We start from the raw sequence: 15,108 nt of genomic DNA, 5'->3' as shown, positions 1-15,108 counted from the left end.
CGTTCACGGTAACGGCGGCGCTTCCGGCAGACGCTGGCCACTCTGCGCATCGAACAGGTGGATTTTTTCCATGCGCAGCGCAATCGTCAGCGGATCGCCGCTGCCGGCTGCGTGACGGCCAGGTACCTGCATATGCAGCGTATGCCCGTGCCACGTCAGATGCAGCAGCGTGGATTCTCCGGTGATCTCCGTAACGGCGACCTGCGCCAGACTGTCCTGCATCGCCGGTATCAAATCGTGGGGGCGGATGCCAATCATCAGCGCAGCCCCTTCCTGTGCCGCGTGCTGCCAGCGCGGAGGAAGCGGCTGCCAGAGATCTTCACATTCAATGCCCGGCACGCCATCACGCGTTACCAGGTGCGCCGGCAGCAGATTCATCGGAGGCGAGCCGATAAAGCGGGCGACAAACAGATCCGCAGGACGATCGTAAATGCTGAGCGGGGCGCCCTGCTGAACGATTTGACCTTCGCGCATTACTACAATCTGATCGGCCAGCGTCATCGCCTCAACCTGATCGTGTGTGACATAAATCATGGTGGTTTTAAAACGCTGGTGCAGTGCTTTGATTTCAGCCCGCAGCTCCATGCGCAGCTGAGCATCAAGATTAGAGAGCGGTTCATCAAACAGGAAAACCTGAGGATTTCGCACCATCGCCCGGCCCATCGCCACGCGCTGACGCTGGCCGCCGGAGAGGGCGCGCGGGTAGCGCTGCAGCAATTTATCGATACCCAGAATAGCGGCAACGCGCGCAATCTTACTCTGCTGCTCCGCGCGGCCCACCTTTTTAACCTGCATATGAAAGGCGAGGTTTTCAGCCACGGTAAGGTGCGGATAGAGCGCGTAGCTCTGGAACACCATCGCCATGTCGCGGTCGGCCGGATCGCGATCGCCAATCGGTATATCGTTCATCAGAATGGTTCCCTCTGACAAACTATCCAGCCCGGCCAGCAGCCTCAGCAGCGTGGACTTACCGCAGCCGGACGGGCCAACCAGTACGGTAAAACTGCCATCGGGAATGCTGAGACTGAGCGGATGCAATACCGTCTGTTTGCCGTAGCGTCTGGCGACGCTGACGAGCTCAATACTGGCCATAAATTACCTCTCCTCTGCAGAAAATGGCAGCTGTTGCCAGCCGGGATAGCGGCGTGGCTGCGTGCTGATCGCCTGTGATGCCACGGCAATGCCCCACTGCAGCGCGCGGCTCAGCGGCTGCTGATGTAACAGCGCGGTGAGAAAGCCGGCGTTGAAACTGTCACCGGCTCCTATGGTATCCACGACGGTGACGGGAGTGGCAGGCTGTTCCAGCCAATGCGCACCCTGCCAGCAGGCGGCACCTGCACTACCGCGCTTCACCACGCAGCCGCCACGTCCGCTCAGGGCTCCCGCCAGCTGCCGTGCGCTCTCCGGCAGCGTTGCCGCCGCGCCGAGGCCCAGCGTCTCTGCTTCATTCAGTAACAGCCAGTCGCAGTACGGCAGCCACTGTGCAACCTGCTGCCGCACCGCCGTATTCCAGCCCTGCGGAGGCCAGCCGGTGTCAACGGCGGTTATAAAGCCGCGCCGCTGCAGTTCTTCCAGCAGTGCGGCATAGTGCGAACTGAGTGCCAGGCAGAGAAAGGTGCCGCACAGCAGAACAATATCTCCCGGTGCAGCACGCAGCGGAATTTGATCCAGTACGTCATCCGCGCTGAGTTGCGCCACGTGACCAAAATTGCTCAGAAACGAGCGCTCGTGATCGCTGTGCGTAATGCCAACGGTGACAGACGTTTCGCAGGCGTAGCGTCTCCAGTGCGCCGCACTGTTTGGGAAGTAGCCCGCCAGCCAGGCGCTGAGGCCATCATTCCCCTGATTAGCGACAGCGCGATGGCGAACCTGCATCGCTTCCAGTGCCAGCGCACAGTTACCCGCCGAGCCGCCCGGACGCAGTTCACTCTGAGGGAGCATGACTTCAGTGCCGCGCTGTGGCCAGCTATCCAGCGTACCCATGATCAAATCGGCGTTAACGTTGCCAGCGACGTAGAGCGTTGCGTTACAGTCAATTGTCATCCTTTACTCCCGCCGCTGGCCAGACCGCTCACCAGCGTTTTCTGCAGCCAGACAGCAATTAACAGAGGGGGAACCGAAGCCAGAATGCCAACCGCAGCAATCAGGCCGTCATCGGTTGCGCGTCCGGCAGTAAAGCCGGCAATGGTCACCGGCAGCGTTTGCGCCGTAATATTGCTGGTGAACAGCAGGGCATAGAAAAATTCATCCCACGCCAGCAGCCAGCCAAACAGCGCTGCGGCGCCCAGAACCGGTTTTGCCAGCGGCAGCGTGATGCGCAGCAGCACCTGCCACACCCGCAGGCCATCAAGCCGCGCAGCCTGTTCAATATCACGCGGCAGAGTGTCAAACTGGTTTTTGAGCATCCAGGTCAGAAACGGCAGGATCAGCGAACAGTAAACGATAATCAGACCCGGGCGGGTGTTCAGCAGATCCAGCTGCTGCAGCAGAAAGTAGAGCGGCAGTACAAAGGCCACCGGCGGCACCATATAGATGGCCAGTGACGCAAACAGCCAGCCGTCGCGTCCGGGATAGCGCGAAAAGCTGAAAGCGGCCGGGATCGCCAGCAGCAGACAGACCAGCGTTCCTCCCGTCGCCACCAGCAGACTATTACCCAGCGCATGCAGAAACAGGGTTCCCGGTTCACCCGGCGCCAGCGACAAAAGCCGGCCGTAGCGGCTGAAATCCCACTGGCGCGGTATCCACTCCAGCGGCACGCGCGTCAGGTCGCTGGTGGCGCTGACGCTCATCAGAAACAGCCAGCCCATCGGGGCCAGAACCGACAGCGCCACGGCGGCTGCCGCCACATATTTAGCCACAGATATCATCTTACGTTTCATGGGCACTCCCCCGGCGACGCTGCCGCCACAGCAGCAGCATATAGAGCGCAATCAGTACGGCACACAGCAGCGTCATCAGGATGGCATAGGCCGCTCCGCTGCCGGCGCGCAGATAGCTGAAGGACTCCTGATAGACGTAGAAACTGAGCGTTTTGGTGCTATCTACCGGCCCGCCCCGGGTCATGACATAGATGATGTCGAATATTTTGAACGCATCAATGGTGCGCAGTACCAGCGCCACGCTTAGCGCTCCGACGATGGCCGGAAAGGTAATGGCGCGAAACCGTCGCCAGGCTGAGGCACCGTCCAGGCGCGCCGCCTCAAAAAGATCGTCCGGAATCGACTGCAGCGCAGCCAGCACCAGCAGCGTAACCAGCGGATAGTTCTTCCACACATCAGCAAACATCACGGCGTTAAGCGCTGAGTCGGGTGAACCCAGCCAGCTGCGATAGCCATCCAGGATACCGAGCTGTGTCAGCAGCGCGTTGACGCTGCCGTAGTCCGGATTAAAATTAAGCCGCCACATCATCGCGTTAACGATTGTCGGCAGCGCCCACGGCAGGATCACCAGCACGCGCAGCACGTTGCGGCCGGTAAACCGCTGATTAAGCAGCAGCGCCACCAGCACGCCAATGACGCCCTCGAAAGCAACCGACACCAGCGTAAAATAGAGCGTGCGCCACAGCGAAAGCCGGAAGTCGGGATCGCTTAAGGCGTACAGGTAGTTCTCCACGCCGATCCAGCCGGGCGCATCGCCGCTGCCTATCAGGGCTGCGTCGGTAAAACTCAGCCAGATGGTCCGCATCAGCGGCCAGGCGGTAAGCAGCAGCATGACCAGCAGCATGGGGGCCAGTAGCACCCATGCCTGCCGTCGCTCACGTTGACGCAAACTCAGCATGCCCGCTCCTTAGCGCAGCCGCGCGGCACTTTTATCGACCGCCTGCATGGCGGCTTCCGGGGTCGCGCCGCCGGTCAGCACCTGCTGCAGCTGCTGCTGCAGCGTGCTGGAGAGACGCGAATAGTCTGCGGTTTCAGGACGTGACAGCATTACGCTCAGCGACGTGTCCGCTGCCTTAATCAGGCTCTCCTGATCTTTCATCACCGCCGCATCCTGATAAGAGCTTTTCCAGATAGGCAGGCTCAGACGGGCATAGTTGTTCTGCACCGGCTGAGAGGTCATGTACCGGATATACTGCCACGCCTGATCGGCATGGGTGCTGCCGCTGGCGATACCGAGCCCCATTGAGCCGTTGACCGCGCCCGCTTTGCCTGGCGCATCGCCGGGTGCAGGCATAATGCCAACCTGACCTGCAACTTTGCTCTGTTTTGCATCGTTGGCCATGTTGTACATATAGGTCCAGTTCAGCGCGAACGCGGCGTCGCCATTGGAGAACGCTTTGCGCACATCTTCTTCCAGATACTCACGTGAGGCGGGGTTAGTCAGTCCGTCATCAAGCGAGCTTTTCATCAGTTTTACCGCCTGCAGTGAAGCGGGGCTGGAGAAGCTAAGCTTGCCGTTCTGATAGAACTGCCCGCCAAAGCCGGAGACCAGCGTGGTGTAGTCGCATACCAGCGCTTCCGCCTGAGACCAGCTCCACACCAGCGGATAATTCACGATCTTTTTCTCTTTAATAATGCGCGCGTCATCCATTACCTGCTGCCAGGTTTGCGGCAGGTCGCGGATGCCCGCTTTCTCCAGCATCGCTTTGTTGTAGTACAGATATTTGGTGTCCAGAATCCACGGCATACCGAGCGTTTTACCGTTGAACACCACGGTTTTAAGCGCACCGGGGAAAATCTGCGCCTTATCTTCGGCACTGATACGGCTGCTGATATCCTGCAGCAGGTTAAATTTTGTGAATTCCGCCGGCCAGATCGCATCAAAAAGCACCACGTCGTAGCCATTTCCGCCCGCACCCCGTGCCGCGACAATCTTGTCGTGCAGCGCTTCATACGGCACAAATTCAAGGTTGACCTTAACGTCCGGATTCGCTTTTTCAAACGCCTGCGTCATGGCGCGAATATCGCTCTCACTATAGGCTGCCTGAGTCATAAACAGCGCATTGAGTGAGGTGGCCGCCGTCGCGCTGGCAGCGCTGGCGAGCAGAAACAGTGCCAAACAACCGTGAACCGATTTTTTCATGATATGTCCGCCTGAAAGCTGTGAGAGATTAATTAAATCAATTTGATTGATTTAATAACGTGCGCAAAAGTGTGCGTCAGTTGCCATGCCACAGAAAGGTAAGCAAGCGATGTGCCAGAAACGATCTGCTGCGGGTCCTGCTTCTACTTTGCACGTTTTCCCGCCGCTGTCAGGTAAACAGGTTGTAAAATGTGCCAGCGATCATAGATATTGTTGCGGTGGCAGAGCGGCCAGGCGTGAAAAGGAAACAGTACGATGAGAACATCAGGGACTAACCTTGAACACGCGCGGGCGCATAACCGGCGCGTGATCATTGAGGCCATTCGCCTGCACGGTGAACTGACACGGGCTGAGCTGGCGCGGCTCACGGCCCTGACCGCGCAAACGGTATCCAATATTGTCGCTGAACTTGAACAGGCTGAACTGCTGATAAGCCATGGACCGCGACGTCAGGGACGCGGACAGCCCGCTATTCCCGTCACGCTGAATCCGGCCAGTGCGTTTTCAATCGGTATTCATCTTGATCACCAGACGCTGCTGATGGTGCTGGTGGATTTAACCGGCGAAATTCATTTTCGCCGTCTCATTATGGTGCAAAAACCGGAGCCTGCTGCCACGCTGGCGCGCATCGTCTCGGTGCTGGATGAGATTAAGTCGCAGCTGGGTGCGCGCTGGCGCAAAGTGCTGGGTATCGGCGTTGTGATGCCCGGGCCCTTTGGCGTTGAGGGACTCTCTTCACTGGGGCCGACCACGCTGCACGGCTGGGAAGATGTCGATATTGCAGGAGAGCTGGCGGCACTCAGTCAGCTGCCGGTGACGCTGGAAAATGATGCCACGGTAGCGGCAATTGGCGAGCGCTTTCACGGCGTGGCGCGCCATCTTAATTCGTTTATCTATCTCTACATTGGTACCGGGCTGGGTGCAGGTATCATTGTTGATGGTCACGTCTGCAGCGGTGATGCACATAACGCCGGTGAAGTTGGCCATATGGTGGTGGATCCCGGCGGGCGCGACTGCTACTGCGGCAATCAGGGGTGCCTGGAACGCTATGTCTCGCTGCAGGCAGCCTATGAATTCTGCGGGCTTGATCCCATGACCGCGCTGCCGGACGATTTGCTGGCGGTGCCGGCAGAGCTGTTTGACGCGTGGATCGCCACTGCGCTGACGCCGCTGCGCCAGGCCATCAATATGCTGGAGTGCATCTTTGACGCGGAGAGCGTGATCATTGGCGGTATGATCCCCGCTGCCCTGCTGGAGAAAATCGTTGCGCGCCTGCCGCCGCTTTACCAGTCTGTGCGCGGGCGCTACCTGACCGCCACGCGCATACGGACCGGAATGAGCGGCAGTGATACCGCCGCGCTGGGTGCGGCAGCGCTGCCGCTGTTTGATGAGTTTAATCCGCAGTTTCAGGTATTAATGAAATGAGCATGATGATGCGCCAGGCTGGCGCCGGTAATCCTGCGCGGCGTCTGCATACCTTTTAGCCGTTTATTGCGCCGATGCGAAAAAACCTGTGCGGCCCGTTTCCTGCCGGCGTTATTTTATTTACATTGCCAGCAACTTTTTGCTGACCCAGCGGACTCTGCAATGACTATTCCTGCCTTACCGGTAATCTGCCTCGATCTTGGCGGTTCATTTATTAAACTTGGCGTGATGACGCAGGCTGAGCAGATCCAGCTGCTCGATCAGCAGCCGATGCCCGCCCGCTCCTGGGAAGCGTTTTGCGCTACCGTCAGCGATACGATCGCCAGACATCAGGCACATTTCAGCGCGCACTCCCCGGTCGCGGTTTCCACCGCCGGAATTGTAGCGCCACTGAGCGGCGAGATGTTTGCCAGTAACATACCTGCCTTTCACGGACGTCATATGGCGCAGGAGCTTGGCGCATACCTGCAGCGTCCGGTCACGGTCCATAACGATGCCGACTGTTTTGCCGTTGCGGAGGCGCTGGCCGGGGCTGGACAGGGGCATAAAGTGGTGCTGGGCGCTATCCTCGGTTCAGGCGTGGGCGGCGGACTGGTTGCAGATGGCCGGCTGATCACCGGTCAGAATGGCTTAACCGGTGAGTGGGGACATGGCCCGATCACGCTACGCGAAGTTGATATCGCAGGCAAAACGGTTGCCATACCGCGTCAGCCGTGCCCGTGCGGTCAGAGCGGCTGTCTTGATACTTATGGCGGAGCGCGCGGTCTGGAAACCCTGCACCGCGTGCTGCATGATGAAACGCTCAGCAGCAAAGCGATCGTTTCACGCTGGCAGGCAGACGAAAACCAGGCGCAGCAGACGCTGGAGGCGTGGCTCCAGCTGGTGAGTGAGCCGCTGGCCTACACCGTTAACATCACCGGAGCGAGCTGCGTCGCCGTCGGCGGCGGGCTGGCCTCCGTTGTTCCGCTGATAGCTGCCCTTAACGAGGCGGTGCAGCAGCGGGTGCTGCGCCGTACGCCGCAGCCGCTGGTGATCCCCGGCCGCCATGCTCATCAGGGTGGCATGCTGGGTGCAGCGCTGCTGGCGCTGGCTCACTGAGCCGCCAGTTTTTGCTGTAAAAACGCAATAAACTGCCGGTGGATCTCGCTGCGCTGGCGATGCTGCGGGTAGAGCGCATTAAGGTGCAGCGAGGCGGGCTGCCACGCATCCAGCACGCGTATTAATTCACCGCTGGCCAGCGCCGGCGCCACGATAAATTCCGGCAGCAGGATCAGCCCCAGCCCGGCAATCGCCGCATCGCGCAGCATTTCACCATTATTACTGACCATCGGCCCCTGAACTGCCACGACGCTGCGCTGCCCGTCCCTGAACAGCTCCCAGCCCTGCTGACTTTCCCGGCCGTAGCGCAGGCAGCGGTGCAGCGACAGTTCCGCAGGCGTCTCCGGCGCTCCGGCGCCCTGAAGATAGGCAGGGCTGCCGCAGATCAGCCGCCGGAATTCGCCCAGCCTGCGTGCGATCAGGCTGGAGTCGGGCAGGGTGCCGATGCGAATAGCCATATCAAATCCTTCTCCCACCATATCGACATGGCGATCGGCCAGCTCAACCTGAAACTGCAGGCCGGGATGCAGCGTGAGGAATTCAGCAATGTAGGGGGAGAGATGCGTAATGCCAAACGACATCGGCACGCTCAGACGGAAGTTACCCTGCAGAGCCTGATGACGACCGGATACTGCCAGTTCCGCTTCCTGTACATCATCCAGTATGCGCTGTGCGTGATGCGCAAACAGCAGACCATTTTCTGTCACCGAAAGCTTGCGGGTATTCCGGTTGAGCAGGCGGGTGCCCAGCGCCGCTTCCAGCGCCGCCATGCGGCGGCTGACATACTGCTTTGAAAGCATCAGCTGTTCAGCGGCTGCACTGAAGTTGCCCGCATGGATAACAGCAACGTAAATACGAAGATCGTCTATCTGCATAGTGTCCACTAATTCGTGACAGTGATTGTCATGTCAGCACATTGTTGAGCAAATCAGTTTACGTATACTGAATCACATCAGGAAGCAAAATCGTTTCCCTTACTTATTCAGGAGCAGATCATGATTGAACAACGCCTTTCAAATCAGCGCGGCACCGGCGATCACGGCTGGCTGTATTCACGCCACACCTTTTCCTTTGCAGGCTACCGCGATCCACAGCAGGTGGGCTTCTCTGATCTGCTGGTGATTAACGACGACCAGGTTGCACCCGGTCGCGGCTTTGGTGCCCATCCGCACAATAATATGGAGATCATCTCCTATGTGCTGGAAGGTGCTCTGGAGCACAAAGACTCAATGGGTACCGGTTCTGTTATCGTGCCGGGTGATGTGCAGCTGATGAGCGCTGGCAGCGGCGTGACGCACAGCGAGTTTAATCACTCGAAAAGCGACAACGTGCATTTTCTGCAGATCTGGATTGTGCCGGCAGAGCGCAATACCGCGCCAGGCTATCAGCAGGTTTCCGTGGCGGAACAGGATAAGCGCGGCAAACTGCGCCTGATTGTCTCGCCGCAGGGCGAGTCCGGTTCGCTGCAGGTGCGACAGGATATGCGTATTTATGCCGGCCTGTTCAACGATAATGAGCAGCAGACGCTGACGCTGGCAGCCGATCGCTACGCCTATATTCATGTTGCGCGCGGCAGTATTGAGGTTAACGGCGTGCGCTTCAGCGCGGGCGACGGCGCGCGGGTGCGTAATGAAACGGCGCTGACTTTTGCGAATGGTAATGATGCCGAGGTGCTGGTGTTTGATCTGCGTCCGCTTGAAGTGAATCATCCTCAGCGTTAATAGCCAAAAAGGGTAGCGTGCTGCGGCGCGCTACCCTTTATTCATAACTATTCTCCATTATTTCTTCACCATTGGCTGTTTTATCAGCGCTTAATTCGGAACCCGGACAGGGCCAGACTAAAATAAGAATTTTTACCTTTCTTAAATTTCTGCAGCACTTTAAATTCGCATCCTGAGACCCATGCCGCCTGCTGGCAAAGGGCGATCAAATAACTAACAACATTAACCTGATTGCATTCCATTATTAAATGGTAATGAGGATTTTGATGACTTTAAAACGCAGCTTTAATATTGCCGCCGTACTGGTGCTGGCTTTGTCTGTTACCGCATGCAGCGGCATGTCTCATCGTGGTAAAAATACCGCAATTGGTGCTGGTGTCGGCGCCCTGGGCGGTGCTGTGCTGACCGGCGGCAGTACCTTCGGTACGCTGGGCGGGGCGGCTATTGGCGGATTGATTGGCCATGAAGCAAGTCGTTAAACAGTAAATATGACAGGACGCGCATAATGGTATTATTGCGCGTCCTGTAAATAAGCTTATTTCTGCATTGCACGCCATTATTAAACAGGCGGAACAAACGTAATGCTTTATCAGCCTTAATCAATATTAAGCTGATGGATAGCCAGCACGGCTCGTGCAGCTTCTTTTCCTTTCTTAATAAAATGCTCGGTATAAAATGATTCCAGTTCATTGACCGGCTGAAAATTATGTGGCGTCAGTGAAACAGAAAACACCGGTACGTTGGTACTGAGCTGCACGCTCATCAGGCCGTCAACCACTGCCTGCGCAACAAAATCGTGACGGTAAATCCCGCCATCCACGACCAGCGCGGCACAGACAATGGCATCAAAACGACCGGTTTCGGCCAGGCGCTTTGCCAGCAGCGGCATCTCAAAAGCACCGGGCACATCATAGGTTTTCAGCACGCTGTCTGCGCCCTGCTCATTGAATTCACTGACAAATCCTGCCAGCGCATTGTTCACAATATCTTTATGCCAGCCAGCCTTGATAAAGGCGATTCTAATCTGTTCCATAAGTCTTCCGTCATTTGCCAAAGTAGAGTAGGCGGATAATTATCCGTAAAATCTCATCATTTTCATTAACATGAGTGTGTATAACATAGGCTGAGAGCGCGATCCACTCCGTTGCGATGCAGGTTTTTCATGTCATCTTCGGGCCGAAATCACGCTAGCGAATCTTGTGAAAAGTTGGCGCTGAAACTTTCCATTTGAGCTCGGTCTTCTCGCGTGCGCGGGTAAAGGCAACCATGATCTGATTTAAGCTCAACGCCGGGACCACGCGACCTGAGTCGTTGCTGAGCTCTCAAAGCTGATCAAGAACATCCAGGACTGAACGTTTTGCACCCATTAGCATGTTGGCCATATCAATGACGATTTTCATCCCTGTTTAACTTTGTTCGATGCAAATTTTCCGATCCCGAATATTCGTCCATTTCATAGAATAAACATCGGTTATCAAATAATAGTATCAATATCAGTTGCTTATATAAAATATGGCCACTTGACCACTTTTATCAGGTAGGTGATAATATGACCTCATGACCGCAATTAATGAGGTTAATATGAAAGTCCTGAATGTAGCCGAATCGAAAGCTCGTTACTCTCAGATTTTGAGTTCAGCGAGTAGCGGTGAAAGTTTCATCATTGCTAACCACGGCGATCCGATAGCCATGATAGTTCCTTATAAATCAGCGCCTCTGTTAAACCGTGTTGGCTTTTTAGATCATAAAAAGTATGCCATTCCTGATAATTTCAACGATTTCATGTCAGATGAAATCCAGTCGATGTTTGAAGGTGGCAATGACTAGTCCTGTAAGAACGCGGAACATCTTTAATCGCTATCTACTTGATACTCACTATCTTATCTGGGCTTGCGCAGACTCTAAGCGTCTTCCGCAAGCCTGTTTCGATCTGATTGTTGATCCCTTAAACGAGCTATATTTTTCCGCCGCATCTATTCATGAAATCGCCATAAAATTCGCGTTAGGTAAACCTCATTTTACGGTTGATCCAGAGGAGATTTTGCGCGGCTTGCTCGCAAACGGTTATAACGAACTTCCCATTTCATCACATCACACCGTAAGTCTTAAACGTTTGCCTCGTGATATGCATGGCGATCCGTTTGACCGGCTGATCGTTGCTCAGGCGAACATGGAGGCGCTGACCTTAATCACAGATGATGAAAAAATTATTCGATATTGTTCAGATTACATTCCGATGAAAACTTTCTGATAAAAACACACCCGTCCCGAGCGGGTTTTTTATGGGCTAAATTCATGCATGAAACAATGACCGGGATCGAGCTGGGCGGCGTGCCCGATCGCACCTTCGGCAAAGTTTATTACCGCAGCATTACCGACCCACAGGAAGCAGCCAAAGCCCTCGCCGCGACGAATTAAGGCTTTGAGTCTTTCATGATCCCAGACGTAAACGTGGCATTACATTCGCTGTTTTCCGTAGAAAATATATTAATTTAATGTGATCTGATTTCTGGTCTCAGACGCCGATAAGCCAGAAAACCGCGTTCAAAACGGCTTCTAAGTTATTGTTTATAAGTAAGGAGAAGCCGTAAATAATCGTTTTTTGCAGCGCAAAATGTAAGCTCCTGAAGAGAGCCTTAAAAGGCTCTCCTTGACGGCGTGATGCGGCTTGAATAAAACTAAAGATGTCGGGGGAGTCTCGCCACAGAGACTGAGAGGCTGATAGCGCAACCGCGCGGTTCAGCGACCCTTTGAACCTGACCCAGTTGATACTGGCGTAGGAAGACTGAGGGCGCCAGACCGGTGCCGTCCGGAATGCTGCAGCAAACGGCTGCACCTCCTTATCTCCCTTCCTGTATCCGCGGGTCTCAGTCAACACTGAGAGGCCGATGTGACCCTTCTTTTTTATCCGGAAAACCGACAATGAGCCGCTGGAGCGTGTTAGGCGCAGGCGTCAGCGGGCTATGCGTGGCAACCCTGCTGGCGGAGCGCGGTGAATCTGTTGAAGTGATCGATGACGCGCAGCGTCCGCCCGCATCCTGGTATGCCGGTGGCATGCTGGCACCCTGGTGTGAAGCAGAAAGCGCCCCCGCCGACGTTATTTCACTGGGTCAGCATGCCGCTCGCTGGTGGCAGCAGCGCGTAAGCTGCGTTGAGCATCAGGGCACGCTGGTGCTGGCTCCGCCACGCGACAGTCAGGAGCTGAACCGTTTTGCGCGCCTGACTCACGCGCATCAGTGGGTCAATCCGGCAGAGGTAGAGCCGGCGCTGGAGGATCGCTTCGCACGGGGGCTGCTGTTTGCGGGCGAAGCACATCTCGATCCCCGGCTGGCGCTCACTGAGCTGCGCCAGAAGCTTGAGGCGCACGGTGTAACGTTCCATCACTCCGCGCCTTCCGGCCAGATCATCGATTGTCGTGGCATTCATGCCCGCGACGCGCTGCCCTCGTTGCGGGCCGTGCGCGGTGAAATGATTATCTTACAGAGTCGGGATCTGCACTTTTCACGACCGCTTCGTCTGCTGCATCCGCGTTTTCCCTGCTATCTGGTTCCGCGGCGTAACGGCTGCTTTATGCTGGGTGCCACCATGGTCGAGAGCGATGATGACAGCGCCATCAGCGCGCGCGCCATGATGGAGTTGCTGAGCGCCGCCTGGGCGATACATCCGGCGCTGGCTGAAGCGCGCATTATCGAGAGCGCCAGCGGCCTGCGGCCCGCCTGGCCGGATAACCTGCCCGAAATTCGTTATGAAAACGGTATTTATTATCTTAACGGCATGTATCGCCACGGCTTTCTGCTGGCGCCGATGCTGGCAGAGCAGCTGATGCAAAAACTGATTCAGGAGACCCCTTATGCAAATCCAGCTTAACGGACAGATCGTTGAAACCCAGGCGCAGACAGTCAGCGAACTGCTGCAGGAGCAGCAAATCGATGCCAGCTGCGTGGCGACAGCGCTGAATGGCAACTTCGTGCCCAGAAGCGCTTACTCCCGTCAGCCGCTTGCGGCAGGCTGCCAGCTGGAAGTCCTGTCACCGATGCAGGGAGGGTAACGCATGTTTTACGACTTTACGGGCACATCGCGCTTTCTGCTGGGTACAGCAGGGTATCCGTCACCGGCCATTCTGCAGCAGGCGATAGCGGCGGCGGGCAGTGAAATTATTACCGTAAGCCTGCGGCGGGAGGGCAGTGCGGGTGCCGCGTTTCGCGACCTGCTGGCCAGCCTTAACGTTCGCGTACTGCCCAATACCGCAGGTTGCCACACGGTGAAAGAGGCGGTAACCACGGCGCATATGGCGCGCGAGCTGTTCAATACGGCCTGGATCAAACTTGAGGTGATTGGGCATGCCGATACGCTGCAGCCCGATCCGTTTGCGCTGGTGGAAGCCGCACGCATCCTGTGTGCTGAAGGATTTAGCGTATTTCCCTATACCACGGAAGATCTGATTGTTGGCGAGAAACTGCTGGCTGCCGGCTGCGAGCTACTGATGCCCTGGGGCGCACCGATTGGCTCAGGGCAGGGCCTGCGTAATATTGACGGATTGCGCGCCATGCGGGCGTGGTTCCCGGATACGCCGCTGATTATCGATGCCGGGATCGGTGCTCCTTCCCAGGCGGCGCAGGCGATGGAGCTGGGCTTTGACGGCATTCTGCTTAATACCGCCGTCGCGAAAGCGGGCGATCCCATCCGCATGGCAGCGGCGTTCAGCCAGGCCATTGCTGCGGGGCGCAGTGCCTGTGAGGCAGGGCTGATGGAAAAGCGCGATATGGCGATGGCATCAACGCCGGTATTCGGTCTGGCCACACTAAGCTGAGGAGAACAGGATGGAACGCTATCAGCGACAGATGGTACTGCCGGAAATTGGTGCGTCAGGGCAGCGTAAGCTGGCGCAGGCGCGCGTGCTGGTAGCCGGCGCGGGCGGTCTGAGCGCGACGCTTCTGCCGCAGCTGGTGGGGGCCGGCGTGGGGACGCTGCGTATTTATGATGCCGATGAAGTGGCGCTGCATAATCTGCATCGCCAGACGCTCTTTACGCAGCAGGATATCGGGCAGTCAAAAGTGCTCAGCGCGCGTCAGGCGCTGACGCAGCGCAATCCTGAGGTCAATATCGAAACCTGCGCACAGGCCCTGACGGCCAGCAACATCGCGCAGGCTATGGCTGACTGTTCGCTGGTCATCGACGCGGCCGACAATTTTGCCGTGACCTGGCAGCTTTCAGACGCCTGCTATGCGACCGGTACACCGTTTATCAGCGCTTCAGTGCTGGGCCGGCAGGGCTATGCGGGCGGATTTTGCGGAGGTGCGCCCAGCTACCGGGCGCTGTTTCCCCGGCTGCCGCGTACGGCTGCCAGCTGCAACACGGCAGGGGTGATGGGGCCGGCTGTGGCCGCGCTTGGCGCCATACAGGCGCAGATGGCGCTTACGGTGCTGCTTGATCTGCAGCCGTCTCCGCTGGGATTACTGGTCAACTGCGATTTTGTGAACTGGCACTTTCGCGCGTTTCGCTTTGATGAAGCGCAGGAGCCTGTCGTGCCGGGCGTGCCCTTTATCGACTGCTCGCTGCTTACCCCGGCAGATTGTATTGTCGAGCTACGCAGCCGGGATGAAGCGCCCCACAGCGTGGCAAGCCAGGCTGAGCGTATTTTGCCGGCAGATCTGGCGGCCTGGCAGCCACCCACTGGGCGGCGCATCGTGCTGGTTTGCGCCAGCGGTATACGCGCCGCACAGGCGGCCAGCGAGCTGGCGGAGCGGGGCTATACGGACCTGGCGATTCTGGCGGCCAGCAGCAGTTAGCCGGCGGCAGGTTTTTCGGAAAATACTGGAATCCTGTGACTGTTATCACATGA

Annotated in this window: 17 protein-coding genes and 1 riboswitch; of the genes, 10 read left to right on the top strand and 7 right to left on the bottom strand. The window is 57.1% G+C overall.

Annotated elements, in window-relative coordinates:
* Positions 1-3: 3 nt before the first annotated feature.
* From LAC65_RS17575 to LAC65_RS17555, 5 genes are read right to left on the bottom strand one after another with little or no spacing between them, the layout of a single operon-like run.
* Positions 4-1,092 carry an ABC transporter ATP-binding protein gene (locus tag LAC65_RS17575; RefSeq protein WP_040113652.1) on the bottom strand — a complete coding sequence of 363 codons (1,089 nt, stop codon included), beginning with the start codon at positions 1,090-1,092 and terminating at the stop codon, positions 4-6.
* Between the two features lie 3 nt (positions 1,093-1,095).
* Positions 1,096-2,043: a carbohydrate kinase family protein gene (locus LAC65_RS17570; protein WP_040113650.1), complete on the bottom strand. Its 948-nt coding sequence runs from the start codon at positions 2,041-2,043 to the stop codon at positions 1,096-1,098.
* Positions 2,040-2,879: a carbohydrate ABC transporter permease gene (locus LAC65_RS17565; protein ID WP_040113648.1), complete on the bottom strand. Its 840-nt coding sequence runs from the start codon at positions 2,877-2,879 to the stop codon at positions 2,040-2,042. The genes LAC65_RS17570 and LAC65_RS17565 overlap by 4 nt, the downstream gene beginning before the upstream one ends.
* Positions 2,869-3,777 carry a carbohydrate ABC transporter permease gene (locus LAC65_RS17560; RefSeq protein WP_040113646.1) on the bottom strand — a complete coding sequence of 303 codons (909 nt, stop codon included), beginning with the start codon at positions 3,775-3,777 and terminating at the stop codon, positions 2,869-2,871. Before LAC65_RS17560 ends, LAC65_RS17565 begins: the two co-directional genes overlap by 11 nt.
* 9 nt (positions 3,778-3,786) lie before the next feature.
* Positions 3,787-5,022, bottom strand: coding sequence for an extracellular solute-binding protein (locus LAC65_RS17555; RefSeq protein WP_040113644.1), 1,236 nt, complete (start codon positions 5,020-5,022; stop codon positions 3,787-3,789).
* A 255-nt stretch (positions 5,023-5,277) separates the two neighbouring features.
* On the opposite strand from LAC65_RS17555, the gene LAC65_RS17550 reads away from it, so the two are divergent.
* Together LAC65_RS17550 and LAC65_RS17545 are read left to right on the top strand one after the other, a co-directional pair.
* On the top strand, positions 5,278-6,447 hold the full coding sequence (locus LAC65_RS17550; RefSeq protein ID WP_040113642.1) for an ROK family transcriptional regulator: 1,170 nt from the start codon (positions 5,278-5,280) through the stop codon (positions 6,445-6,447).
* Positions 6,448-6,609: 162 nt separating this feature from the next.
* Entirely contained in the window at positions 6,610-7,545 is a 936-nt protein-coding gene (locus tag LAC65_RS17545) for an ROK family protein (RefSeq protein WP_040113640.1), read from the top strand.
* On the opposite strand, the gene LAC65_RS17540 is transcribed toward LAC65_RS17545, so the two are convergent.
* A complete protein-coding gene (locus LAC65_RS17540) occupies positions 7,539-8,420 on the bottom strand; it encodes a LysR family transcriptional regulator (protein ID WP_071668393.1) in 882 nt (293 codons plus the stop codon). The genes LAC65_RS17545 and LAC65_RS17540 overlap by 7 nt on opposite strands.
* Before the next feature lie 120 nt (positions 8,421-8,540).
* Between LAC65_RS17540 and LAC65_RS17535 the strand changes: the two genes are divergently transcribed.
* Both LAC65_RS17535 and LAC65_RS17530 read left to right on the top strand, forming a co-directional pair.
* Positions 8,541-9,266: a pirin family protein gene (locus LAC65_RS17535; RefSeq protein ID WP_040113632.1), complete on the top strand. Its 726-nt coding sequence runs from the start codon at positions 8,541-8,543 to the stop codon at positions 9,264-9,266.
* A gap of 266 nt (positions 9,267-9,532) precedes the next feature.
* A complete protein-coding gene (locus LAC65_RS17530; protein ID WP_040113630.1) occupies positions 9,533-9,745 on the top strand; it encodes a glycine zipper 2TM domain-containing protein in 213 nt (70 codons plus the stop codon).
* A gap of 116 nt (positions 9,746-9,861) precedes the next feature.
* On the opposite strand, the gene LAC65_RS17525 is transcribed toward LAC65_RS17530, so the two are convergent.
* Positions 9,862-10,299, bottom strand: coding sequence for a 6,7-dimethyl-8-ribityllumazine synthase (locus LAC65_RS17525; protein ID WP_040113628.1), 438 nt, complete (start codon positions 10,297-10,299; stop codon positions 9,862-9,864).
* Between the two features lie 548 nt (positions 10,300-10,847).
* On the opposite strand from LAC65_RS17525, the gene LAC65_RS17520 reads away from it, so the two are divergent.
* From LAC65_RS17520 to LAC65_RS17495, 6 genes are all read left to right on the top strand, one after another.
* Complete coding sequence (locus LAC65_RS17520; protein ID WP_040113898.1) at positions 10,848-11,093, top strand: type II toxin-antitoxin system Phd/YefM family antitoxin; 246 nt, start codon at positions 10,848-10,850, stop codon at positions 11,091-11,093.
* Positions 11,086-11,517 carry a type II toxin-antitoxin system VapC family toxin gene (locus LAC65_RS17515; RefSeq protein ID WP_052246551.1) on the top strand — a complete coding sequence of 144 codons (432 nt, stop codon included), beginning with the start codon at positions 11,086-11,088 and terminating at the stop codon, positions 11,515-11,517. The genes LAC65_RS17520 and LAC65_RS17515 overlap by 8 nt, the downstream gene beginning before the upstream one ends.
* A gap of 428 nt (positions 11,518-11,945) precedes the next feature.
* A riboswitch (TPP riboswitch) is annotated at positions 11,946-12,066 on the top strand.
* 122 nt (positions 12,067-12,188) lie between these two features.
* Positions 12,189-13,133, top strand: a complete 945-nt coding sequence (locus LAC65_RS17510; RefSeq protein ID WP_040113624.1) for an FAD-dependent oxidoreductase — start codon at positions 12,189-12,191, stop codon at positions 13,131-13,133.
* Positions 13,117-13,314 carry a sulfur carrier protein ThiS gene (gene thiS / locus LAC65_RS17505; RefSeq protein WP_040113622.1) on the top strand — a complete coding sequence of 66 codons (198 nt, stop codon included), beginning with the start codon at positions 13,117-13,119 and terminating at the stop codon, positions 13,312-13,314. The genes LAC65_RS17510 and thiS overlap by 17 nt, the downstream gene beginning before the upstream one ends.
* A 3-nt stretch (positions 13,315-13,317) precedes the next feature.
* Positions 13,318-14,076: a thiazole synthase gene (locus LAC65_RS17500; protein ID WP_040113620.1), complete on the top strand. Its 759-nt coding sequence runs from the start codon at positions 13,318-13,320 to the stop codon at positions 14,074-14,076.
* Between the two features lie 10 nt (positions 14,077-14,086).
* Entirely contained in the window at positions 14,087-15,055 is a 969-nt protein-coding gene (locus LAC65_RS17495; RefSeq protein ID WP_192415493.1) for a HesA/MoeB/ThiF family protein, read from the top strand.
* The last annotated feature ends 53 nt before the right edge of the window (positions 15,056-15,108 follow it).

Source organism: Pantoea eucrina, from assembly GCF_020079945.1.
GTDB classification, from domain to species: domain Bacteria; phylum Pseudomonadota; class Gammaproteobacteria; order Enterobacterales; family Enterobacteriaceae; genus Pantoea; species Pantoea eucrina.
Note: the sequence above shows the minus strand (reverse complement) of the source record. Positions and strands in the feature narration are given on the sequence as shown.